Genomic DNA, 24,408 nt, shown 5'->3' with positions numbered 1-24,408 from the left:
AATTATGTCGGGAAGAATTATTTATACGATTGAAGCCAGATGCAGGGACTGCTACAGATGTCTTCGCAATTGTCCCGTCAAAGCCATCAGCGTTATTAACGGACAGGCGTCCGTCGACGAATCTTTGTGCATATTGTGCGGAAATTGTTTGAAAGAATGTCCGCAAAATGCAAAACAATACAGAAACGATATCGAAAAAGTTAAACGTCTAGTTTCCGAATTTAATACCGCAGTTTCGGTAGCGCCGTCTTATCCGGCATTTTTTGAAGAATGGGAATGCAGCAGGCTCCCTTCCGTACTGAGAAAACTCGGATTCAAATTTATAGCCGAAACTTCAGTAGCCGCTGAAAATGTGGCTTTGGAATCGTTCGAGTATTACAAAGTCAACCACAAATCTCTTCTTTCTTCGGCATGCCCCTCTCTGGTGAATTATGTTGAAAAACATCAGCCGGAATTGACGGATTATCTGGCACCGTTTCTTTCGCCGATGGCGGCTCATGCCTCCGAAATTAAAAGCGAACTCGGCGCAGACTGGAAAGTTGTTTTTATAGGTCCCTGTGTGGCTAAAAAAGAAGAAGCCGAGCGACCCGAATCCGAAGCTCTCGTCGACGCAGTAATTACGTTTGAAGAACTATACGATTGGATGAAAGAAAAATCGATCGATTTTAAAAATTTTGAGGAAAGCGGGTTCGACCGACAATCCTTAGGCTATTCGAGGCTCTATCCTCTAACCGGCGGAATGATTAAAACCGCGCTGGCAAACTCCGACAATCTAAACGAAGAAATTCATTACGTCTGCGGGTGGGAAGAAATAAAAGATTCTTTGAGTGAAATTTCGAATAAGAAAAATTTCATCGAACCGCTAATGTGCAGAATGGGATGTATTAACGGACCGGGCGTGTACGGAAGCGCCGGATTGTTTGAAAGGAAGAGAAAAGTAATCGATTCGTTCAAAAATAAATCGGGCTCAACCGCCTCTGAAAATCCGGGGCTTAAGAAAGTCGATATTACCAGAGCTTTTAGGCGAACTCAAAGCGGAATTGATAAAAAGCGCGACATTAATGAGATAACGAAAATTCTGAATCAAAAGGGGATAATGACGGAAGAAGACGAATTGAACTGCGGAGCCTGCGGTTATAATACATGCCGAGATAATGCGGAAGCTGTTTTGAACGAGAAAATAGAACTCGAATCGTGCATTCCTTATATGAGACGGCTGGCAGAACAAAGAACGGACAAAATCATCGAAACGTCTCCAAACGGTATCGTAATACTCGACAAAGAGTTGAGTATACTCCACATGAACGAAGCGTTCAAAAAGTTTTTCGTGTGCGGCAATGCCTTACTGGGCAAGAAGATATCTCGTTTAATGGACCCCGAGCCGTTCGTCCGCCTTAAAGACGGAAACAATGAAATAGTCGAATTAACCGAAGAACATAAAAATTACAATCTGATTTGTCATCAGATACTTTATAAACTGCCCGAAGAAGAACAGTACGTCGGTATATTTGTCGATATCACCGGCGCAATTTTAAATGAAGAAAAACTCAATGCGATGCGGCGCAAAGTAGTAGAACAGGCGCGCGAACTCCTGGAACACCAGATGATAATGGCGCAAAATCTTACCAAATTTTTAGGGGAAAGCGCCGCAAAAGGCGAGGAACTTGTAGAACAATTGATGCAATTATCGCAAGAGGAGAAAATTCACAGTCCCGGAAAAGGAAACGATTGGATATGGGAGAATTATTCTGCGAAATAATAGTTGAATCGTCGCCAAAAGGGAATAACCGATTATGCGGAGACGTCACAGAAAAGACGCGCAGCAATATCGGTTCGGTTTTTGTACTGGCAGACGGACTCGGTTCGGGATTAAAAGCTCATTTGTCTGCGCAATTATATCTTTCTCAATTTATGGAGCTTATCCGTTCCGGTTATTCTCTCAGAAAAGCTTTCTCGAGTTTAATTCATATAATCGAAAAAGCAAAAAAGGAAAATAATCCGGTTGCGTTTTTATCTGCTGTAAGAATTTTGAACGACGGATTGGGAGTCGCTCTTTTATACGACATGCCTCCTGTTATATTGATTTCAGGCGGAAAGGCTGTCGTATTAAACGGCGTTGCGCATTCTTTTTACGACGCGATTGTAAATGAAATCAGTTTTTCGTTAAATAAAGACGAGGGCTTGCTGATTTTAAGCGACGGAATTACAATGTCGGGAATCGGCAGGGAAAATCCCGAAGGCTGGCAGATTGAAAAAATTGCCAGGTACGTTAATGAACTTCTGGACAACGGAGTGAAAATTGAAAAGCTGCCCGCAGAAATATTGAAAGAATCGAAGAGACTCTGGAATTACGAACCGAAGGACGATTTAACCGCGGCTTTGATTAAATGCCGCCGGTCTAAAATTGTAAACATGTTAACGGGCGCCCCGGCAGATAAATCTTCCGATGATCAAGTCGTTCAAAGATTCGTAAACAAAAAAGGACTTAAAATTATTTGCGGAGCTACAACAGCCAAAATAGCCGCGCGCGTTCTCGGCAAAGAACTTTATCTCGACGACGACGACGAAAACGACATAACTCCTCCGGGATATTATCTGGACGGCATCGGGTTGGTAACCGAAGGAGCCGTTACTCTCAATCAGCTTTATAATATCTGGGGCGAAGACCTCGATAAATTGAATATAAACAACCCGGTGACGCAATTGTACGCTTACTTGAACGTTGCCGATAAAATCAATTTATACTGGGGCAGAGCCAAAAATCCCGCCGAAGGCGATATTGTGTTTAAACAAAAAGGGATTCTCGATCGCGATAAAATCATCCCTCTGCTGATAGAAAAATTCCGTTCGGAAGACAAAATCGTCTGCGTTGAAGAATATTAGATTATTTCTTTTTTTTAAGTGACTTTTTCAAATTAACTTTTTATCTTCTTTAAGTTCCTTTCCTCGGTATGTTTTTTAATTAGAGGGTACGACATGAAAAAGTATTTAGCCTTCCTCTTTTTCGTGTGCGTTTCGTTGAACTATTCCCAACTGATTCTCGAAGAAAATTTCGACTATCCGGTTGGAGATTCGTTGTCGTGGCATAACTGGACAACATATCACACGGGTGATGGCGGAATACTGATTGAAGATTATAACTTAACTTTTCCCGGATATCCGTCGGTTTCGGGTAAATCTGTTAAAATTGATGCTGATGGAATCGACTATTACAGAAGTTTGGGCTATGAATACGAGTCGGGTACGTTTTATCTTTCTCTGTTGATAAAAGTTGAAGGTGCTACTACTTCTCAAGGTGGAAAAGAAATAATTGAATTTGCTAGTAGTACTCTTAATCGTTATGCAGGAAAACTTTATTTGAAGGAGGAAGTAGAGGGTACTAGTTTTAAATTCGGACTCAGCAAAACTTCCGACGAGCCTCTATTTATCGATACGGTTTTTTCTTATAATAAAACTTACCTTGTAGTGATAAAGTATATTTTAAATAGCGGCAGCGGTAACGACCGGGCGAGCCTGTTCATATTCGAAGATGAAATACCAGTCACCGAGCCGGAACCCGATATAAAAATGGATTCTACTTCCACAACAGAACCTTCTAATATATCTGCAATCGCCTTACGACAGGAAACAACAACCAACAAAGCGTATATCGACGGGATTAGAGTATCGACATCGTGGAATCAGGCGCCGCTGCCGGTGGAAATGGCTTTTTTCAGGGCGGCGTATCTTGAAGAGAAGGTAATTCTGAGCTGGCAAACTGTTACCGAGATAAATAACTACGGCTTCGAAGTCGAAAGATTAGACATCGGCAGTAATGGCGGCTGGCGGAAAATCGGATTTGTGTACGGACACGGTAATTCTTTTTCGCCGAAATTTTATTATTTTGAGGACAGTCCCGAAAACGGCATCAGATTCCGGTACCGCCTCAAACAAATCGATTTTGACGGTTCTTTTAAATATTACGAATCGAATGAAGTAGAATTTAACGGCGGAGGTAAAGAGAAAATAAATGTTTATCCGAATCCGTTTAATTCAGCGGCGCGTATAAAATATTTTATACCGGGAAATGAAAACGAGATAAAATTTGTCAAACTGGCAATCTATTCCGTAAACGGAGAGCTTGTTGAAATTCTGTCCGAAATGGAAGTTTATCCCGGATATCATACGGTTTATTTGAACAGCGCGAACTACAGTTCGGGCGTCTATTTTATAGTTCTTTCTGCAGACGGTTATTTGGTTGCGGCGAAATGCGCGATTCTAAAATGAATCGTCTTTAAGCCGGATGCATCTAAATCATATCAACAAAAAGGAGGCAGTATGAAAAAGAACGTAGGAGGCGGCGACAAAACTTTCAGAATCATTCTGGGATTAGTAATTCTGATCCTCGGCATCATTTACGAAAGCTGGTGGGGTTTGATCGGCTTGATTCCTCTCGGGACGGCATTGATTGGCTGGTGCCCGTTATATCTGCCTTTCGGCATTTCGACATGTAAAACAAAAGAAGCCGAAGCAAAACAGGAATAAGCGATTTTTCAATTGATTGCTTCCGGATGCATGGCATTAGACGCCGTGCATTCGCGAAGCAATTTTATTTTTATCTTAAGTAACGCTCAATTTATTTCATTTCTATTTTTACGGGCTTTTCATATATTTGAACAGGGTTTAATATGGAAAGGAATGGACGAATTCTGTTTAAATATCGACAGCCGTTATGAATGCGTTCTCGACGCTGCCGAAAAACTGCTTGCCGTACTGGAACAAAATAATGTTGAAGAGCATATAAAAAACGCTTTTAATATTTGTTTAACCGAAGCGGCAAATAACGTTATTAAACATGGCTATAAAGAGGAACCCGGCAGAGAGATTACGATTAAATTCCGCAAAGAGGGCGATTACCTGACGCTTGAAATTATTGACGAAGGAATACCCCGACCTAATCTCGACATTCCGGAACTGGAATTTGACCCGGATGATATCGACAATCTGCCTGAAAGCGGAATGGGTCTCTATATAATCAAACAATTAATGGACGAAGTCAATTACTTCTCGATCAACGGCAGGAATTATTTTATTTTGAAGAAATCCGTCTCTTAGATTATGATTAAATATACATTTCTTATTACCCTTCTTTTTTCGATTTTATTGTCCGCGCAAAAAGACACTTTAAAAAGCGAGGCATTTAAAAATTCCGGCTCCAGAAAAGTTTCTTATTTCAAAGCGAAGTATCCGTCGTATTCGCTTTTAGCCGGGTATATTCTTGTTAACGAAGCCAACAGAGGCGACCCCTTTGCTCAACACGAGCTCGGTATAAGATATTTGATAGGCAAAGGTTTCGAACCCGATACGGTCAAAGCGATTTACTGGATAAGGAAAGCCGCCGATCAAAATCTTGCAGCCGCAAAATATAACTACGGGATTCTGCTTTATAACGGCATCGGAGTGCCCTGGAATCCTTTCGAATCGTTTTACAATTTCAAATCGGCGGCGGAACTCGGCATGCCCGAAGCGCAATTTGCGCTCGGAATTATGTATACCGATAATTTGGTCGTCTCGAGAGACTATGCCAAAGCTTACGATTACGTGAAAAAAGCCGCTAATGCCGGATACGAACCCGCAAAGGAATTAGAAGAAGAATTCAAAAGCAAAGGACTTGCGCCCTCATCCGACAGTTCGATTACGAGCGAACAAACCAAACCCGCGGAACCCGCGCCCGTTATTAATACCGACTGGGATGTTGATTATATTTCATTGGAAAGCGACACGAATATTACCGACGAAGAACGGATTTCCGGTTTGTTAAAAAAGAATAAATACGAACTCAGGGATTATCTGGGCATTAATGTTCCCGCGGAATCGTTGAAGGATACATCCGCGTACGGATTGATAAAATACGCTGCGGAAAACGGCAGTCCCGAAGCTCTCCTGCTGATTGCGGCAAGTTACGAGCGGGGGCTGTGGCACGAGAAAGATTTGATTCAGGCGGGAGTTAATTATCTTAACGCATACCGGTTCGGTTCATTCAAAGCAGGCGAGCGTTTGTTCCGGCTGATACAATCGGACAATTTACTCGAATCGTTAAAAAATAAAATCAAATCAGGCGACAGCAGGGCGTATTATTTTATGGCGGGCATAAGAGCTCTCGAAATGACTAATATTATTACTCTCAAAGAAGCGGTTGATTATCTCAATAAAGCGGCGGAAAAAAACTATATACCGGCTTTAATAGAGCTCGGACTGTTATACGGCACGGGCACCGTAGTGCAAAAAGATATCGATAAAGCGCTGGCTTTTTGGACCAGAGCCCGGAAATTGGGCAGCGCCGAAGCTGATATTAGAATAGCTTTTACAAGTCTCGTCGATTCGGCGATTACATCGTACGACAATAATCCCTTCGAAATTCTAAGAAAATATTCGGATGAAGGTTCCGTTCTGGCTCAGACATATCTCGCATATTGTTACGAAAAAGGAATTTCGGTAAAGCAAGACAAAGCGATGGCGGTAAAATTATACCGTATGGCTGCGCGGAGGGGCAACGAAACCGCTTATAACTCTCTCAAAAGAATGTACGACGAATTGAGACCTCAGGACGAAACTTTTGTTATTTATTCAGAGAACTGAGCCTTTTCAGGACAACAAAAGTAACGTCGTCGTTTTGAGCGGCTTCCCCGCGATAATTGTTAATTAGTCTTACAAGCGATTTTTTAATTTCTTCGGCGCTTTTATTTGCGTTTGCTTCGATTGCTTTTTTGACGCGTTTTTCGCCGAGCATAATTTTATATTTGTTCATCGTTTCGGTCAATCCGTCGGTATAAAAAACAATCGCGTCTCCTTCGTTCGGCTTGAACGTATAGAGCTCGAGAGTTTTTTCAAAAACGCCGTAATCGTTAAACCCGATTCCAATTCCGCATGTATTAATCTCTTTGAATTCATTATTGCTTGTGTCGTAATGAAACGGCGGCGGGTGACCGGCTCTTACCAGATTAATAGTTCCGTCTTTCTCGATCGAAGCGATTGTGATTGTAAGAAAAAATTCCTTCCGTAATTTCTGAGAAAAATATTTTTTTAATTTGACGAGAATTTCTTTCACGTCCGAATAATTGTCGAGCAGGAAATATATTATAGCCTGAACGCGAGTCATATAGAGAGCCGCCGCCATCCCTTTCCCGGAAATATCTCCGATTACAATATAAGTTTTGCCGTGAGCTTCGATAATATCGAAATAGTCGCCTCCCACTTCGCGCGCCGGTTCGTAATGCGACGCCGCTTCGTATACTCCGATCTCCGGTTTGTGTTTTGGTATAAGATCGAACTGAATTTTTTTAGCGATGTCGAGTTCGTTTTTTGCCAGCAGCTTATCCGCAAGTTCGAATGCCAGAAGTAAATTTAATATGATAAATCCGCTCCAGATATAAAGCGTATTATATTCGAGGTATCCTATTCCGAAAAAGAATATCGATATAAGGTAAAAGATTCTCCGCGCCGGCGTTAGTTTCATTATGAAAGCATTGAAAAGACTTCTTATGAATATCAAGCCCCTTACGAATTTATTCTTCGACTTATCCGGTTTCGGAATATCGCTTTTGAAGAATTCGTAAACTTCGTTCGCTTCGCGTTTTATCAGTTTCTCGATTTCCTGATAGCTCAGGTCGCTTGTATACAAATCGAAAATTCGCTTTATCGGATTTTGTCGCTGCAATTTATTCCCCGTATTTTTGATTTGTTAGACGTATCTGTCGCTTAAATGTAACAAAAATATTTTTCCTGTTTCTTAAAATTAATATTCGCTGGCGTATTATTATTAATAATCGGAATTCAAGAGAGTTCGTTCCTTCCTAATTCCTTTGGAATTCAAAGAGCACTTTTATATTTTAGGCTAATAAAACGCAAAAAACTATATTATATCCGGATATATTTTTTTTGGTATTAAAATTGAAAGTATTCGTGTTATGAAAACCTACTGGAAAATAATATTATTTGTATTAATGACGTTTGTGGTCGTTGCCGGAGTAACTTTCCCGATAGTGCCGCAGCCGTCTCATTGGTACGAATTCCCGAATATTCCCGGGCTGGAAGAGAAGGCAAAGATTATCTTCTTCCACGTTCCGACTGCCTGGTTGTCGGTAATAGCGTTTCTTATGGCGATGATATACGGAATTCGCTACCTGAAAAACAAGAATCTGGACGACGACGCAAAATCAAACGCCGCACTTCAATTGGGAATGTTATTCACGATTCTTGCGACGGTAACAGGTTCGATCTGGGCAAAATTTACATGGGGCGCGTTCTGGCACTGGGATCCCCGCGAGACGAGCATATTTATACTGCTCTTAATATACGGGTCGCTTCTGGCGCTCCGGTCGGCAATCGAAAACGAGGAAAAACGCGCGCGTCTTTCAGCGGTCTACTCGATAATTGCCTTCCTGACCGTGCCGTTTTTTATCTTTATTATGCCCAGAATAATGGTCGGGCTCCATCCGGGTTCGGCAAACGACGACACGTCGGGTCCCGTCGTCGATTTTAAGATGAACGCAAATATGCAGCTTGTTTTTTATCTCTCGCTTACGGCTTTTACGATATTGTACGCGTGGATGTGGAAGCTGCGTTACAAGATTTTAATACTATCGGAAAACAATAAAATAGGAAGAGGTTAACGTGGAAAACGGATTATTAAGTTTCTTCGAAAAGAACTCGATTTATATTGTAATGTTTATTGTGCTCGTCGTATGGTTCGGCATCTTTTTATTTTTGAACAATACCGATAAAAAACTGAAAGTTTTGGAAAATGAACTGAAGGAGAAATACAATGAATAACAAATATATATTCGGCGGAACCATTATAGTTGTGTTCCTCGGCTTGATGATTTATCTTTTTACACAAACCAACGTTCAATATGAAAGCAGTTTTACCAGAGTAATGGAGTCGGGAAAAACAGTCAAAGCCACGGGAAGCTGGGTTAAAGAAAAAGGTTATCAGACGGACAAACAGAATAAAATATTCAGTTTTTATATCCGGGACGAAAACGGCAACGAAATGAAGGTGCTGTATAAAGGCGCAATGCCGAATAACTTCGAATCGTCCACAAGCGTTGTGGTTACCGGAAAATATTCCGACGGCGTTTTTTATGCTACCGATATATTAACAAAATGCCCCTCCAAATATCAGGAACAACCGGTGCAACAAGCCGGGGCATAATTTAAAAAATTGTAAAGGATCATTAATATGATAGGCAATATAGCTCTGACGCTGGCATTACTGTCGGCAGTCTTTTCCGTAATTATGTACTTTCTTAATTATAGGGGATATAAAAACACATTAGGACCCGCGCGGATCAGTTTCCATATAAGCGCAATAATGATTCTTGCGGCAAGCGCCCTGTTATTACAGGCGATACTGACCCATCAATATCAGTATCGTTACGTCTATAATTACAGCGGCAGCGGAATGCCTCTGGGATTGCTTATGTCTACTTTTTATGCAGGACAGGAAGGGAGCTTTATGCTCTGGACGCTTTTTTCGTCCGTTATAGGTTTAATATTGCTCGATTATACTTCCAAAAGAGGCGACCTGGAACAGAGGGTGATGATGATTTACGGACTTTGCATCGTTTTTCTGCTGGTGATGGTTAATCCCCTGTTGAAATCGCCCTTTATTTATATTTGGAGCCAGCCGGATTTCATCGATTTGAAACATATTAACAGCGCTTATTTGACTTTGCCCGCGCTGCAGAATTTTCTGTTCAGCGATCCGCAGTCCGGCAAACAATTTGTGCAGGTAGGTCCGGATTTGTTAGCTGTCCTGAAAGCGAACAATGTTCCGCTCGATAAATTTATTATCGAAGGCAAAGGCTTGAATCCGCTTTTGCAAAATTTCTGGATGCAGATCCATCCGCCGATGTTGTTTATCGGTTTTTCGATGACGGCGGTCCCTTATTCATTCGCGATGGCAGCGTTGATTAAAAACGAATACAACGAATGGGTAAAACAATCGCTGCCCTGGCTGCTTACGGGAACCATGGTGCTCGGGCTGGCAATTATGTTGGGCGGCTATTGGGCTTACGGCGTGCTCGGATGGGGCGGCTATTGGGGATGGGACCCTGTTGAAAATTCCTCTCTCGTTCCGTGGCTGATCGCTGTTGCGGCAATTCATACGATGTTAGTCCAGAAGAAAACTCAGAATAAATCGGGAGAAGATAAACTCAATGCCGGCAGATTTGTTAAAACGAATTTAATTCTGAGTATTTTCGTCTATGTGCTTGTTCTTTATTCCACGTTCTTAACGCGAAGCGGAATACTCGGCGACGCTTCCGTTCACTCGTTCGTCGATCCAGGTATGACGGTTTATCTCCTGCTGCTCGGATTCTTGCTGTTTTTCACGTTCCTCGGACTCGGACTCGTTTTTTTCAGATGGAATTATCTTGTGGAAAATTTCACATATGAAGAAAATATCCTGTCGCGCGAGCTTGCGTTATTCACGGGTTCGGTTGCTTTAATTGCCTCGGCTATTATAGTGTTGGTCGGTACGAGCGCGCCGATATTCGGTCAGACGGTCGAACTGAAATTCTATAACGAGCTCAATCTTCCGATTGCAATTATTATCGGATTTCTGAACGGACTGAGTATTGTTTTGAAATGGAAAACAACCGACAGAAAAGAATTATTAAATGGAATAAAAACGCCGATGATTGTCTCGCTGTTATTGACGGCGATAATATTCGTCCTCGGCGGCGTCGAAAATTTCATGCTGGTTATCCTTACGTTCTCTTCGATCTTTGCGCTCGTCGTTAACGGGGAAATTGTCCTGAAAATTCTGAAAGGCAAAAAGAGCCACGCCGGAGCTTATGTAGCTCATATCGGAATAGCTCTGTTTATGGTTGGAGTAGCCGCTACTGCGGGATATACTAAAAGCGAACAGGTAGACCTCGTAAAAGGGGAAAAAGTCGAACTGTGGAATTATCAGTTGAGTTTCGCAGGTTACCAGCCGATCGAAGGAGGCAAGAAATATGCGTTCAATGTCGAAATCAAAGACGGGGACGATATTAATGTGGCGTCTCCTGTTATGTATATAGCCGAATTTAATAACAGTTTGATGCGCGAGCCGGATATTATTGTAGGCTTTACGAAAGACTTTTATGTAGCCCCGGTAAGCTACGACGAAGAAAATCCGTCCGACGCCGGACAAACTGTTAATATGAAAAAGAACGACGTTGTTGAATATCAGGGAATGAAAATAGAGTTTACGAATTTCGTTCTGCCCGAAGACATGTCAGCTATGATGAGCGGCGGCAAATTCAAAATCGGCGCAAATCTTAAAGTGACATACGACGGCAAGACATACAATCTGGAGCCGTATATGGAAAGCGCCGGAGGTCAACAGGAATTCCACCCGGCGGAACTGAAAGAAGCCGGACTTAAGATCGCTCTGGCAAACATGAACGCAACAGGCGGCGAAATTACAATCGTTCTGCAGCCGATTTCATCGGAAAATATTCCCGTTCAAACTCCGAAAGAAGTTTTAACGGTTGATGTAAGTATAAAACCGTTTATCAGTCTTGTATGGCTCGGAGTGATTGTAATGGTTATCGGATTTCTAATTTCGGTTTTCAGACGCTCCAAAGAATCGCTCGCATAAGGTAATCGGAATTCTTTAAAAGCCCGGCTGAGTCCGGGCTTTTTTATTTTAAATTTTCCGGAATCCTTTTTCTTCTTATCTTAGCGTAAATCTTTAATAATAAATACCGGTTTGACTATGGAAAGAACCATAATTAATATGTTCGAAACGAGCGTCTCGAAATTCGGCGCAAATGTTTTTCTTAAAGAAAGCAAAAACGGAAAATACGAAGCGCTTACTTACGAAGAAGCTAAAAAATACGTTTATAATTTTGCGGCGGGCTTGATTTCGCTTGGAATTAACAAAGGCGACAGACTGGCTTTAATATCGGAAGGAAGAAATTACTGGGTAATAAGCGAATTGGGGATTTTGTATGCCGGAGCCGTGAACGTTCCGATTTCGGTAAAAATCGACGAACTTAACGATTTGAAATTCAGACTCGACCATTCGGGTTCGAGAATTGCCGTAGTTTCCGCTTCGCAGCTCCATAAAATAAGAGGCATTAAAAACGATTTGCCGGAATTGGAAAAGACCATTGTGCTCGATAAAATTGACGACATGCAGGAAGATGAAGTGTACGTCGAAGAACTTTTAAAGGCGGGGGAAGAATTTCTAAAAGCCAAAGGAAACGTATTGATTGAAAGAATGCAATCCGTCAAGGAAAACGACTATGCAAATATTTGTTATACTTCCGGCACTACCGCAGACCCGAAGGGAATTATTTTATCGCACAGAAATTATACGGCAAACGTGGAACAGGCGTCGAGTCTTCTTCCGATTCCCGAATGGTATACAACATTGTTGATTTTACCGTGGGATCACGCCTTTGCCCACACGGCGGGAATTTATACTTTGATGTATAACGGAGCTTCGATGGCTGCGGTTGAGACGGGACGCACTCCTCTGGAAACTCTCAAAAATATTCCCAAGAATATCAAAGAGATAAAACCGACGTTTCTGTTGAGCGTGCCGGCTTTGGCAAAAAACTTCAGAAAAAATATTGAAAAAGGAATACGCGAGAAAGGAGCGAAGACAGAAAAACTTTTCAACGCCGCTCTTAAACTCGCATATAATTACAATGCAGAAGGTTGGAACAGGGGAAAAGGAAAACGGAAATTATTAAAACCGTTGTACAAACTTTACGATAAAATTCTTTTTTCCAAAATACGCGAGAATTTCGGCGGCAGGCTCGAATTTTTTATCGGAGGCGGAGCGCTGCTCGATATCGAACTACAGCGTTTTTTCTATGCGATCGGAATTCCGATGTTTCAGGGCTACGGTTTAACCGAAGCCGCGCCGATTATTTCGGCCAACGTGCCGGCTAAACATAAACTCGGCTCGTCGGGCAGAATAGTGGAAAATCTTGAAGTTAAGATTTGCGATGCAGACGGGAACGAATTGCCCGTCGGGCAAAAGGGCGAAATTGTAGTCCGCGGGGAAAACGTGATGGTCGGTTATTGGAAAAACGAAAAAGCGACTTCCGAAACAATCAAAGACGGGTGGCTTTATACAGGCGACCTCGGATATCTCGACGAAGACGGATTTCTCTACGTCTTGGGCAGATTCAAATCCCTTTTGATTGCAAGCGACGGGGAAAAATATTCGCCCGAGGGAATTGAAGAAGCCCTTACCGAGAATTCCAAATTTATCGAACAGGTTATGCTTTACAACAATCAATCGCCCTATACAATTGCGCTGATTGTTCCGAATAAAGAACAGATCAAACGCTTCCTTGACGAAAATAGTTTATCCAATAAATCCGAGGACGGACAAAATGCGGTCATTAAATTGATCGACGAGGAGATATCGAAATTCAAACAAGGTGGTCAATTCGCGGGCGAATTCCCGGAAAGATGGCTGCCCGCCGCTTTTGCAATTCTGGGAGAAGCTTTTACGGAACAAAATCATTTCCTGAACAGCACGCTTAAAATGGTGCGCGGTAAGATTACCGAATTCTACAAACAAAGGATTGACTATCTCTATACTCCCGAAGGAAAAAATATTTACAACCATCAAAACAAAAAAATTGTGGAAAGAATGTTTCAGTAATCCCTTTAAAAAATTATAAATACAATTTATACAAATAAAAATTTTTACTATTGAGCTGTAAATTTTATTCCCTTTTTTACGATAATAAATGTGGATAAAAGAGGGATTATAAAATGAGTTATATTTTACTTATTGACGAAGACCTCAATTTTCGTGGATTACTGAAAAAATTCATCGAAAAGAAGTTTATGACGAAAGTCGTAGAAGTGAACTCGGAAAAAGAAGCTCTCGACAAAATTGACAGAAGAAAACCGAGAATGGTATTTATTAATACGGATGCGGATTTCGGAAGCGGGCTTGATTTTCTGGAAACGTTAAAAACATTTGAAGTGCCCGTAATTGCATTAACGGCTAACAATGAGAGGGAGTATATCGAAAAACTGATTTCCTACAGAATAGAAGGCTGCCTTTTGAAGACGGACGTGCTTTCTCAACTGGCAGAACGGCTCGAGCGGATATTCCACAGATACGAACATTTGTATGTTTGATTAATTCCCGAAAGGATTCTTACGATCGTACTCGAAATCGGGGCGGTAGTAATTATAACTCTCCAGTTCCTGTATCCATCCGTTTTTGAGTCCGTATTTTTCCATCAATTCGATTGCTTTATAATATTCTATTGGTCGCAATGTCCTGCTCAATAAAGGTTCCTTGATTGCTTTGTGCGCCGGATAATATTGCGACATTAATGAAATATGAACTTCATTGTCGAGCTCTTCGGAAATAAATTTGAAAACCCTTTCTGTTTCGGAGAGATCGTTCGGCAGTACGAGATGCCTGATTATCAATCCCCGCGCTACGGTATTGCCCTCGAAAACAAGTTCGGAACCTACCTGGCGGTGCATCTCTTTTATGGCGTTGCCGGCAATTTCAAAATAATCTTTAGCATTGGAATAGAGTTTGCCGTATTCGCTGCTGCCGTATTTAAAGTCGGGTAAATAAATATCGACAACGCCTTCGTACAATTTTAGCGTTTCTACTGAGTCGTAACCGTTAGAATTGTAAATTATCGGAAGTCGCAATCCCTTTTGCGCCGCAATGTAGATCGATTTAAGAATCGAGCCTGCGAAATGGGTCGGGGAAACCAGACCGATATTATGGCAGCCCCGTTCCTGCAATTCGAGCATTATCTCCGCAAGCTTTTCGTACGACGTTTCGTTGAATTTTTCGGCTTCCCAGTTTTGGCTTATTTGGTAATTCTGGCAGTAGATGCATCTCAAATTGCAATTGCCGAAGAAAATGTTGCCTGCTCCAGAGGTACCCGAGAGAACCGGCTCTTCTCCGAAATGAGGCGTGTAAGAAGATACAATCGGTAAATGACCGCTGAGGCAAAAACCGTATTCGTAATTCGTCCGGTCGACGCCGCATTCTTTCGGGCAGACAGTACATTTCCGCATTTTTTCATAAGCTGATTCGGCACGTTTCTTAAGTTCGCCCGATTCCAGCAGTTTTATGTACGACGGTATGAACGCCATAATTCAACTTATTATTCTTATTGCCGATAATATAATATATAAAAAATTGGAGGTATAATGCCGTTGTTCAGATGGACGGATTCTTATTCCGTAAACATTAAAAGCATCGACGAGCAGCATAAAAAATTGCTGGATATTATCAACGAACTTCACGACGCAATGAAAGCCGGCAAAGGTAAAGAAGCCTTGAGTAAAATATTCGGCGAGCTTGTGGAATATACTCACACGCATTTTTCTTTTGAAGAAAAATTGATGGAAAAATACGGTTACAGCGAAAGTTTGCTTCACAAACAGACGCATCAAAATTTAATAAAACAATTGAACGAGCTGAAAGAAAATTACGAGAAAGGAAATACCAATCTGAGTATAAACGTAATGAATTTTCTGCAGGATTGGCTTATCGGGCATATACAGGGAAGCGATAAAAAATACACCGCTCATTTGAACGCCAAAGGAGTTTATTGATAAAAAACCCGCCGGAATTAAATCCGGCGGTCAATTCATAAGATTTCTTTTAAAGATTCTTCGGCGGCTTTGATTGTGGCGTCGATTTCATCGTCGGAATGCGCTGTCGATACGAAGAGCGCCTCGAACTGCGCCGGCGGCAAATAAACGCCGCGTTTTAGCATCGAATGGAAAAATTTGCCGAACAGTTCGGTATCGGATTTGATTGCGGTTTTGAAATCGAATACCGGTTCTTCCGTAAAGAAGAGCGTCATCATCGATCCGACCCGATTTAATTGAAAATTTTTCCCAGTCGATTTAACAGCGTTCATAATGCCGTTTGCCAGGCGCGAAGATTTGGATTCGAGATCCTTGTAAATATCAGGATTGTTTTTTATGTGGGAGAGCGCGGCGTAGCCTGCGTTCATAGCCAGCGGATTTCCGCTCAATGTTCCCGCCTGATAAACCGGTCCTACCGGCGAAACCATTTCCATAATTTCCCTTTTGCCACCGTAAGCTCCAACTGGCAGACCTCCGCCGATAATTTTTCCGAATGTGGTCATATCGGGTTTAACGCCGAGGATTTCCTGAGCGCCGCCTGCTGCTACGCGGAACCCGGTCATTACCTCGTCGAAAATCAATACGATTTTTTCTTCGGAGCACAAATCCCGTAATTCTTTGATGAAGTCGTCGTTTGCACGGACCGTTCCCATGTTTCCCACAATCGGCTCGAGTATTAAAGCCGCAATTTCGCCTTTGTTTTGGGAGATTATTTTTTTGACCGATTCGATATTGTTGAACTCGGCAAGAAGAGTATCGGCTGCCGTCCCTTTGGTAACTCCGGGACTTGTCGGAACGCCGAATGTCAATGCGCCGCTGCCTGCTTTTATAAGAAAGAAGTCGCCGTGCCCGTGATAGCATCCTTCGAACTTTATTATTTTTTCTTTACCCGTAAAACCGCGGGCTACTCTTATTGCGCTCATTGTCGCTTCGGTGCCGCTGTTTACCATACGAACCATTTCGACCGACGGAACCAGATCGCAAATCAATTCCGCCATTTTAACTTCTATCTCCGTCGGCGCTCCGAAGCTTGTGCCGTCTTCGAGCGCTTTTAAAAGTGCTTCTTTAATAAAAGGAGGATTGTGCCCGTAAAGATGCGGTCCCCAGCTTCCGATATAATCGATCAATGCATTCCCGTCGGCGTCGTACATTCTGGAGCCTTCGCCCCGGGTTATAAAAAGCGGAGTTCCTCCGACCGATTTGAACGCTCTTACCGGCGAATTTACTCCTCCGGGAATTAATTTTTGCGCTCTTTCGAACAATTCTTGGCTTTTTTTGTTTTTCATAAATTTCCTTTTTCAGTTAAATTCTCAATTGCTTATGTAAAAATATCAAAATTCGGCTCAACGGGAAAATATGCCCGACTTTTCGTCGCTAAATATTACCTTGCGGAACACGAACGAACGAGGGCTTTTTTGCTAATAATTTGTTAATTTATGGCTCACAAATAAAATTAATAGAGTATGTTATCTACAATTTCGTTTTTCAATATATTGCTGCCGTTCTTATATATAATTGTGCTTTCTGTTTACGCCTTCGACTTTTTTTCGGAAAAAAGTAAGTTCACGCATTCAAAGAGAATATTCCTCTTTGTCACGTTAATTGCTCACATTCTCTATATCATTTTCAGAACGGTGGAATTCGATCACACTCCGATAACGAGTAAATTCGAAATATTTTCGCTATTAGCCTGTTCGATAGCATTTTCGTATTTTCTGCTGGAACTTCTTACGGACATAAGGGGAACGGGAACTTTCATACTCTTTTTTTCCGTTATTTTTCAGATTATCTCTTCGCTCTTTATTGAGCACAATTATCAGGTGCCGGAAGTGCTCAGGAATCGTATGCTCGGAATTCATGTTATAAGCGCATTGCTGGGTTATTCCGGTTTTACAATATCGGCGGTCTACGGTATTTTGTTTCTTATACTTTACAAAAATCTCAAGACAAATAAATTCGGACTGATTTTCAACAGACTGCCGAGTCTCGAAATTCTTGAAAAACTCAGCTTCTATTCTGTCTTAATCGGGTTTATTCTATTGACCGTAGCAATGATTATCGGAATAATTTGGCTGCCGAGCGCTTTTCCCGATTTCAGTTACGGAGACCCGAAATTGGTAGGAACGTTTTTCGTATGGATTATCTATTGCCTCGGCATTGCAAGCAAATTGATCGGTAAATGGTACGGCAGAAAAGTTATTATATTTTCTCTTACCGGATTTGTCCTTACGATGGTCTCGTTGATTTTAACGAGCACTCTGCAAAATACTTTTCATTCATTTTATTAAAAATAGATTTGCATAAATGAACTTTGTCGGAATTACAATAAATCATAAAACCGCGCCGATAGAAATACTCGAATCGCTCCACCTTAACCGTGATGAGATTATTGAGTTTATATCGCGCTTGAAAGAGAATTTTAAAGAAGGCGTGATTATATCGACCTGCAACAGAACCGAAATCTATTCGTTATTGCCTAACTACAATCTCGATTCGAATAAAATAATCGCAAGTCTGCTGGAATTCAAAAAGGTGGAAAATCTTAAGAACGAACATTTCAGAAGATACTTTTCGTGCGGAGCCGTTAAACATCTCTTCTCGGTTGCCGCTGGAATCGACTCGATGGTTATCGGCGACAGCCAGATTCTGGGACAGGTGAAAGAAGCTTACGAAATTTCGGAAGATATTAATTTCTCGGGCTCCGTAATCAAACGGGTATTCGAAGCGGCTTTGAAAGTCGGCAAAAGGGCAATCAAAGAGACCGCTATCGGCGAAGGCGCGGTAACTGTCAGTTATGCGGCTGTGCAGGTTGTAGAAAAAATCTATTCGAATCTCGATAAAAAATCGGCGCTGATAATCGGGGCGGGCGAAACGGGCGAATTGGCTGCGGTTCACTTGAGAGATAAAGGCGTCGGAAAAATCAGCATATCCAACCGCACGCTCGAACGCGCAGAAAAACTCGCCGAAAAAGTAAACGGCGGAATTATTCCTTTTACGTCTCTCAAAGAACATTTACACAACTATGATATTATTATAAGCGCAACGAGCGCGGAAAATCTTATTGTTCATTACGAAGATTTAGCCGCAGCCGTTAAAAAAAGGAAAGGGCAGCCGATTGTTATTATGGATATCGCCGTTCCGAGGGATATCGATCCGAAGGTAAAAGAAATCGACAGCGTTTTCTATCACGATATGGAATCGTTAAAAGTCATTGTCGACCAGAATATTCAAAAAAGAAAAAATGAGATTCCGAAAATCGAATCGATTATAATGGAAGAAATGCAGAACTTCTTTGCGTGGTACAACACTTTAGAAATTGTGCCCGTCATTAAATCGCTGAGGAATTTCTTCGATTCGATACGCGAAGACGAACTCGAAAAAATAAAGCATAAAGTAACGCCGGAGGACTTCAACAAAATCGAAGATATGACGCGCAGGTTAATTGGCAGACTGCTGCACAATCCCACAATCAAACTAAGACAACTTGCCGAACAAGGAGTTAATCCGGACGACATTGCGAATCATTCGTTTTTAATCAAAGAATTATTCGCTCTTGAAAATAAAACAAATGGCGCCGAAGAAAATAATAAGGAAGAAAATTGAATAAGAAACGCAAACTTAAAATTGGCAGCCGTGGGAGCGAACTGGCTCTCTGGCAGGCAAATTTTGTAAAAAAACAGCTCGAAAAAGCCGATAAAAATCTCGACGTTGAAATTAAGATTATTCGCACCAAAGGCGACAAAATCTTAAACAAATCGCTGTCGAAAATCGGCGACAAGGGCTTATTCACCAAAGAGCTCGAAAACGAGCTGTTCAAAGGCTCGATCGACATCGCCGTTCACAGTTTAAAGGACTTGCAAACGGAATTGCCGAAGGGTTTAATTCTTGCCGCCGTAACGAAACGACATCCGGTTGAAGACGTTCTGATTGCGCGCAAGAAAAAAACAACGATCGATTCATTACGCGAAGGAGCCGTTGTGGCTACGGGTTCGCTAAGAAGGAAAGCCCAATTGCTCCACTTGCGTCCCGACATTAAAGTTGTCGATTTGAGAGGAAACGTGCCGACGCGCATAAATAAATTTCTGGAGTCGGACTGGGATGCGATTATTCTTGCCAGAGCGGGCGTCGAAAGGCTCAATCTCAAAAAATATATTTCTTCATATATTTCGGTCGACGAAATATTGCCGGCTGTCGGACAGGGCGCTCTCGGTATTGAAGTTAAAGAAGACAATAACGACGCAATTGAAATTCTGAAATCGATTCACGATTTTGACACCTACGTGGAAACAGCCGCTGAAAGATCGTTGCTGAAGGCGTTGGAAGGAGGCTGCCAGGTGCCCATCGGAGCTTATGCCAAAAAGGAATCGAACGGTTTGTATCTCGACGCGGTTGTGGCAAGTCTCGACGGCACGATTACTTTCAGAAAAAAAGCGAGAGGCTCGTCCGCAAATCCCGAAGCTCTTGGAAAAACGCTGGCCAAGGATTTGTTGCGCGCAGGAGCCCGTAAAATTTTATCCGACATTAAATCGAACGGATAAATTGCTGCTCGAAAACAAGAAAATATTGATTACGAAAGAAGAAGGAATTTACAGATCGTTGCAGCCGCTTGCGGATGAAGGAGCCGATCTGATTTTTTTCCCGGCTATTAAAATTGTTCCGGCGTATAACGAAATTGAAATTGCCGAACTTGCCACTGAAATCAGAAGTTTCGATTATCTGATCTTTACGTCGCAAAATGCGGTTGAGGTTTTTCATAATATTGCCGAAAAGTACGGGCTCGACCTTTCCAAAACCAAAATTGCCGTTACGGGTAAAGCCACGGCTGAAGTTTGCAACGAGAAAGGTTATTATATCCACATTATTCCCGGAAAGTTCAGCGCTTCGGGATTACTCGAACGATTCGAAAATATCGGCGTGGAAAATACAAAAATACTGATACCGTGTTCTTCAATAGCGCGGGACGAATTGCAAAAGGGACTAACTAAGCTCGGAGCCGCCGTTTCGTTGATTAAAATTTACGACACTGTTCAAAACGACGTCGATGCTCTTGCGGATAAAATCGATTCGATTAAAGAAGATAAGCCGGAATTATTTGTGTTTACCAGTCCGTCAAACTACAGGAATTTTATCGCAATTATGGATATTGACGATCCCGTTGAATACTTTAAGGAAAATTATATCTGCGCGATCGGCTCTACAACGGAAAAAGAGATAAGAAAATCGGGCGTTAATGTAAATATCGTACCGGCCGAATTTTCGCTCGATGGAATTTCGAATGCAATCATAACGTTTTATAAATCTACAGGTAATATGGCATAAGGAGGAAAATTGAACTTACAAAACGACTTGTTTCTGAAAGCTTGCAAAAAAGAGAATACTGAAAGAACTCCGGTTTGGATAATGAGACAGGCGGGCAGGTATTTGCCGGAATACAGAAAAGTAAGGGAAAAATACGACTTCCTAACAATGTGCAAAACGCCCGAACTGGCGGCGGAAGTTACTCTTCAACCGGTCGATATTATCGGCGTTGACGCCGCAATTATTTTTTCCGACATACTTGTTATTCCCGAAGCAATGGGCATGAAACTCGAGATGGTCGAAAGTAAAGGTCCGAAACTTTACGAACCGGTCAGAAGTTCGGACGATATTAACCGGCTAAAGAAGATCGATCCTTACAAAGATTTGAAATATGTTCTCGACGCCGTTTCGCTTACAAAAAGAGAATTGAACGGACGGACGCCGTTAATCGGATTTTCGGGATCGCCCTGGACTTTAATGACATACATGGTTGAAGGCGGAGGTTCAAAAAACTTTTCGGAAGTCAAGAAGTTTATTTATAATCAACCGGAAGCTGCGCACCGGCTGTTGGGAATGATTTCCGATGCGGTCGCCGAATATTTATCGGCTAAGTTGGAATCGGGAGCCGACGCTCTTCAGATTTTCGATACCTGGGGCGGTATTTTGTCCCCTCACGATTTCGAGGAATTTTCTCTCAGATATATTAAGGAAACTATCGCAAAAATAAATCGCAAAGACCAGCCGGTTATTGTATTTGCAAAAGGAGTTCATTATTCGATTGATAAACTGGCTGACAGCGGAGCGGATGTACTGGGTCTCGATTGGACGATGAATCTTGGCGAGGTCAGGAAGCAAGTCGGGGATAAAGTCGCTTTGCAGGGGAATCTCGACCCGACTGCGCTTTATGCCGGCAAAGATAAAATCTTCGAAGAAACTGTAAGAACGCTAAATTCTTACGGTAAAGGTCCGGGTCATATTTTTAATTTGGGTCACGGAATACTTCCCGATATCGACCCTGAAAACGTGAAGTTTCTCGTTGCTACAGTCAAAGAAGAAAGTAAAAAGAATTTTATATAAAAAAGCAGGTTAGAAATGCTCGACATAAATCTCGATTTGATAAAGAAATACGACAGACCGGGTCCGAGATACACAAGTTATCCGACGGCGCCCCATTTTAACGAATCGTTTAAAGCGGAAAATTTTATCGACGAAGTAATAAGAACTAACAATCAGGATAATCCGCCGTATCTTTCGCTCTATTATCATATTCCTTTTTGCGATACGCTTTGTTATTTCTGCGGCTGCAATATGATAGTAACGAGGAACCGCGACAGAATAAAACAATATATCAATTACGTCAAAAACGAAATCGATTTGTTAAGGTCATATTTAAAGCCGGACAGGAAAGTCATCCAATTGCATTGGGGAGGCGGCACGCCCACGCATCTGAATCCCGACGAAATCGAAGATCTTATCGGTTACATCAATTCAAATTTCGAAATGCTGCCCGAAGCCGAAAAAGGATGCGAAATCGACCCCCGCGGATTGACCAAAGAACATCTTGCGGCGTTAAGAAACGGCGGATTCAATCGAATCAGTATGGGCGTACAGGATTTCAACGACAAAGTTCAAAAAGCCGTCAACAGAATTCAACCGGAAGACATGACGCGACAGGTGGTCGGCTGGGTGCGCGAACTCGGATTTCACAGTATTAATCTCGACTTGATTTACGGTCTTCCTTTTCAAACTCTCGAAACTTTCGAAAGCACGGTCGATAAAATTATCGATATCTCGCCCGACAGAATTGCCGTCTTTAATTATGCGCACGTCCCGTGGCTGAAAAAACATATGGGATTGATTAAACCGGAGGATTTGCCAAAACCGGAAATCAAACTGCAGATTCTCAAAATGACAATCGAAAAATTGACGTCTGCCGGCTATGTCTTTATTGGAATGGATCACTTTGCCAAACCGAACGACGAATTGGCTGTGGCTTTGAGAGAAAAGAAACTCTACAGGAATTTCCAGGGCTACAGCACTCATTCGGGCGCGGATTTGTACGCTATGGGAATTACTTCCATTAGTCAGATCGGAAGAATTTATGCGCAAAATTACAAGAAGGAAAAAGAGTACTTTGAGGCTTTGGACAACGAAACCTTCCCGGTCGAAAGAGGCTATTATCTGAGCGACGACGATTTATTGCGCAGGGAAGTTATTACAAAAATCATGTGCGATTTCGAGCTCGATTTCAATTATATCGAAGATAAATTCAATATCGAATTCGAAAACTATTTTGCCAATGCGCTCGAAGGTTTGAAAGAATTTGCCGGCGATAATCTTGTCGAAATCGACAAACGTAAAATTACCGTTACTCCGATGGGCAGATTATTGATTAGAAATATCGCAATGAATTTCGACAAATATCTCGAAAAAGAAAACACAAAATATTCAAGAACCATATGATTGTTTTGCGTGTTTAGTATGCGGAACAACAAAAGAAAGAAAAAAAAATGGGAAAAAATGCAGTAGTGCTTTTTAATCTGGGAGGTCCCGATTCGCTCGAAAGCGTGGAACCTTTCCTCTATAATTTATTTCAGGATCCGGATATATTTAAAATTCCGGTAGGTCAAAAACTGTTCGCAAAATTCATTTCGAGCAGAAGGGCGCCTAAAGTCGAAGAAGAATATAAATTAATCGGCGGAAAATCACCCATAAACGAATGGACCGAAAAACAAAGAAGTATGCTCGAAGAAAAATTGAATCAAACGGGCTCGCGATACGACGTTTATACTGCCATGAGATATTGGAAACCTTTTACGGAAGAAGCGGCAAAAAAAATTGAATCGGAAAATTACGATAAAGTCGTTATGCTTCCTCTCTATCCTCACTATTCAATAACCACAACCGGATCGTCTTTTAACGAGTGGAAAAGAAAATATCGAGGTCCGGAAGACAAATTGATTTGTATCGATCATTATCACACGCACGAGAAATATATTGCCGCATTGAATCAAAGAATCGACGAGACGATAGAAAAATTTCCCGAGAATGTAAGAGACCAAATTCAACTGGTTTTCAGCGCTCACGGAACGCCAGTCTATCTTGTTAAAAAGGGAGACCCTTACAGTCATCAAATCAAAGAGACGATGGAAGCCGTTATGAAAGCGCGCAATTATTCGCATCCGTATCATCTCTGTTTCCAGAGCAAAGTAGGTCCGCAGAAATGGCTCGAACCCGCTACTGACGATATGATCGAAAAACTGGCTGAGGAAGGTCATAAACACTTGCTCGTCATTCCGATTAGTTTCGTTTCGGACCACATCGAAACTTCTTTCGAACTCGATATCGAATACCGCCACGTTGCCGATGAATGCGGAATAGAAAACTATTTTGTGATGACCGGACTCAACGATTCGCCTTTGTTTGTCGAGGCGCTTTACGACCTCGTAGTTAAAAATTTACCTCCGGAATAAT

Annotated in this window: 23 protein-coding genes; 20 read left to right on the top strand and 3 right to left on the bottom strand. The window is 41.9% G+C overall.

Annotation, left to right across the window (positions count from 1 at the left end):
- Window positions 1–4: 4 nt before the first annotated feature.
- From ACSSWA_RS04950 to ACSSWA_RS04925, 6 genes are all read left to right on the top strand, one after another.
- Window positions 5–1,759: a [Fe-Fe] hydrogenase large subunit C-terminal domain-containing protein gene (locus ACSSWA_RS04950; protein WP_437355452.1), complete on the top strand. Its 1,755-nt coding sequence runs from the start codon at window positions 5–7 to the stop codon at window positions 1,757–1,759.
- Complete coding sequence (locus tag ACSSWA_RS04945) at window positions 1,735–2,883, top strand: SpoIIE family protein phosphatase (RefSeq protein WP_437355451.1); 1,149 nt, start codon at window positions 1,735–1,737, stop codon at window positions 2,881–2,883. The genes ACSSWA_RS04950 and ACSSWA_RS04945 overlap by 25 nt, the downstream gene beginning before the upstream one ends.
- Before the next feature lie 93 nt (window positions 2,884–2,976).
- A complete protein-coding gene (locus tag ACSSWA_RS04940) occupies window positions 2,977–4,266 on the top strand; it encodes a T9SS type A sorting domain-containing protein (protein WP_437355450.1) in 1,290 nt (429 codons plus the stop codon).
- 51 nt (window positions 4,267–4,317) lie between these two features.
- Window positions 4,318–4,524 carry a YgaP family membrane protein gene (locus ACSSWA_RS04935; protein ID WP_437355449.1) on the top strand — a complete coding sequence of 69 codons (207 nt, stop codon included), beginning with the start codon at window positions 4,318–4,320 and terminating at the stop codon, window positions 4,522–4,524.
- A 153-nt stretch (window positions 4,525–4,677) separates the two neighbouring features.
- Window positions 4,678–5,094 (top strand): ATP-binding protein, encoded by a 417-nt coding sequence (locus ACSSWA_RS04930; RefSeq protein ID WP_437355448.1) that lies wholly within the window; start codon window positions 4,678–4,680, stop codon window positions 5,092–5,094.
- Window positions 5,095–5,097: 3 nt separating this feature from the next.
- A complete protein-coding gene (locus ACSSWA_RS04925; protein ID WP_437355447.1) occupies window positions 5,098–6,618 on the top strand; it encodes a tetratricopeptide repeat protein in 1,521 nt (506 codons plus the stop codon).
- Here ACSSWA_RS04925 and ACSSWA_RS04920 read toward each other — a convergent pair.
- Window positions 6,599–7,696 carry a PP2C family protein-serine/threonine phosphatase gene (locus ACSSWA_RS04920; protein ID WP_437355446.1) on the bottom strand — a complete coding sequence of 366 codons (1,098 nt, stop codon included), beginning with the start codon at window positions 7,694–7,696 and terminating at the stop codon, window positions 6,599–6,601. The genes ACSSWA_RS04925 and ACSSWA_RS04920 overlap by 20 nt on opposite strands.
- A 250-nt stretch (window positions 7,697–7,946) precedes the next feature.
- On the opposite strand from ACSSWA_RS04920, the gene ACSSWA_RS04915 reads away from it, so the two are divergent.
- The 6 genes from ACSSWA_RS04915 (at window position 7,947) to ACSSWA_RS04890 (ending at window position 14,145) form a co-directional block, all read left to right on the top strand.
- A complete protein-coding gene (locus ACSSWA_RS04915) occupies window positions 7,947–8,651 on the top strand; it encodes a cytochrome c biogenesis protein (protein ID WP_437355445.1) in 705 nt (234 codons plus the stop codon).
- A gap of 1 nt (window position 8,652) precedes the next feature.
- Window positions 8,653–8,811, top strand: coding sequence for a CcmD family protein (locus tag ACSSWA_RS04910; protein ID WP_437355444.1), 159 nt, complete (start codon window positions 8,653–8,655; stop codon window positions 8,809–8,811).
- Window positions 8,804–9,193, top strand: a complete 390-nt coding sequence (locus tag ACSSWA_RS04905; protein WP_437355443.1) for a cytochrome c maturation protein CcmE domain-containing protein — start codon at window positions 8,804–8,806, stop codon at window positions 9,191–9,193. Before ACSSWA_RS04910 ends, ACSSWA_RS04905 begins: the two co-directional genes overlap by 8 nt.
- 27 nt (window positions 9,194–9,220) lie before the next feature.
- Window positions 9,221–11,629 (top strand): cytochrome c-type biogenesis CcmF C-terminal domain-containing protein, encoded by a 2,409-nt coding sequence (locus tag ACSSWA_RS04900; protein WP_437355442.1) that lies wholly within the window; start codon window positions 9,221–9,223, stop codon window positions 11,627–11,629.
- Between the two features lie 117 nt (window positions 11,630–11,746).
- Window positions 11,747–13,657, top strand: a complete 1,911-nt coding sequence (locus ACSSWA_RS04895; protein ID WP_437355441.1) for an AMP-dependent synthetase/ligase — start codon at window positions 11,747–11,749, stop codon at window positions 13,655–13,657.
- A gap of 113 nt (window positions 13,658–13,770) precedes the next feature.
- Window positions 13,771–14,145: a response regulator gene (locus ACSSWA_RS04890; protein ID WP_437355440.1), complete on the top strand. Its 375-nt coding sequence runs from the start codon at window positions 13,771–13,773 to the stop codon at window positions 14,143–14,145.
- Here ACSSWA_RS04890 and ACSSWA_RS04885 read toward each other — a convergent pair whose 3' ends face one another.
- Window positions 14,146–15,132: a radical SAM protein gene (locus tag ACSSWA_RS04885; protein ID WP_437355439.1), complete on the bottom strand. Its 987-nt coding sequence runs from the start codon at window positions 15,130–15,132 to the stop codon at window positions 14,146–14,148.
- 57 nt (window positions 15,133–15,189) lie between these two features.
- Here ACSSWA_RS04885 and ACSSWA_RS04880 point away from each other — a divergent pair, with 57 nt between their 5' ends.
- Window positions 15,190–15,597: a bacteriohemerythrin gene (locus tag ACSSWA_RS04880; RefSeq protein ID WP_437355438.1), complete on the top strand. Its 408-nt coding sequence runs from the start codon at window positions 15,190–15,192 to the stop codon at window positions 15,595–15,597.
- 35 nt (window positions 15,598–15,632) lie between these two features.
- Here ACSSWA_RS04880 and hemL read toward each other — a convergent pair whose 3' ends face one another.
- Window positions 15,633–16,922, bottom strand: a complete 1,290-nt coding sequence (gene hemL, locus ACSSWA_RS04875) for a glutamate-1-semialdehyde 2,1-aminomutase (RefSeq protein ID WP_437355437.1) — start codon at window positions 16,920–16,922, stop codon at window positions 15,633–15,635.
- A gap of 177 nt (window positions 16,923–17,099) precedes the next feature.
- On the opposite strand from hemL, the gene ACSSWA_RS04870 reads away from it, so the two are divergent.
- The 7 genes from ACSSWA_RS04870 to hemH are packed head-to-tail and all read left to right on the top strand — an operon-like array spanning window position 17,100 to window position 24,407.
- Complete coding sequence (locus ACSSWA_RS04870) at window positions 17,100–17,924, top strand: cytochrome C assembly family protein (protein ID WP_422881059.1); 825 nt, start codon at window positions 17,100–17,102, stop codon at window positions 17,922–17,924.
- Between the two features lie 16 nt (window positions 17,925–17,940).
- A complete protein-coding gene (hemA, locus tag ACSSWA_RS04865) occupies window positions 17,941–19,239 on the top strand; it encodes a glutamyl-tRNA reductase (protein ID WP_437355436.1) in 1,299 nt (432 codons plus the stop codon).
- Window positions 19,236–20,174 (top strand): hydroxymethylbilane synthase, encoded by a 939-nt coding sequence (gene hemC, locus ACSSWA_RS04860; protein WP_422881063.1) that lies wholly within the window; start codon window positions 19,236–19,238, stop codon window positions 20,172–20,174. Before hemA ends, hemC begins: the two co-directional genes overlap by 4 nt.
- A gap of 1 nt (window position 20,175) precedes the next feature.
- Window positions 20,176–20,955 carry a uroporphyrinogen-III synthase gene (locus ACSSWA_RS04855; protein WP_422881065.1) on the top strand — a complete coding sequence of 260 codons (780 nt, stop codon included), beginning with the start codon at window positions 20,176–20,178 and terminating at the stop codon, window positions 20,953–20,955.
- A 9-nt stretch (window positions 20,956–20,964) separates the two neighbouring features.
- Window positions 20,965–22,011 carry a uroporphyrinogen decarboxylase gene (gene hemE, locus ACSSWA_RS04850; protein ID WP_437355435.1) on the top strand — a complete coding sequence of 349 codons (1,047 nt, stop codon included), beginning with the start codon at window positions 20,965–20,967 and terminating at the stop codon, window positions 22,009–22,011.
- A gap of 15 nt (window positions 22,012–22,026) precedes the next feature.
- Window positions 22,027–23,397 carry an oxygen-independent coproporphyrinogen III oxidase gene (gene hemN / locus ACSSWA_RS04845; protein WP_437355434.1) on the top strand — a complete coding sequence of 457 codons (1,371 nt, stop codon included), beginning with the start codon at window positions 22,027–22,029 and terminating at the stop codon, window positions 23,395–23,397.
- A gap of 47 nt (window positions 23,398–23,444) precedes the next feature.
- Entirely contained in the window at window positions 23,445–24,407 is a 963-nt protein-coding gene (gene hemH / locus ACSSWA_RS04840) for a ferrochelatase (protein ID WP_437355433.1), read from the top strand.
- Window position 24,408 lies beyond the last annotated feature (1 nt).

The organism is Melioribacter sp. Ez-97 (genome assembly GCF_051488665.1).
In the GTDB taxonomy this organism is placed as follows: Bacteria; Bacteroidota; Ignavibacteria; order Ignavibacteriales; family Melioribacteraceae; genus Melioribacter.
The sequence above is the reverse complement of the archived record's forward strand: the minus strand, read 5'-3'. Positions and strand labels throughout refer to the sequence as shown.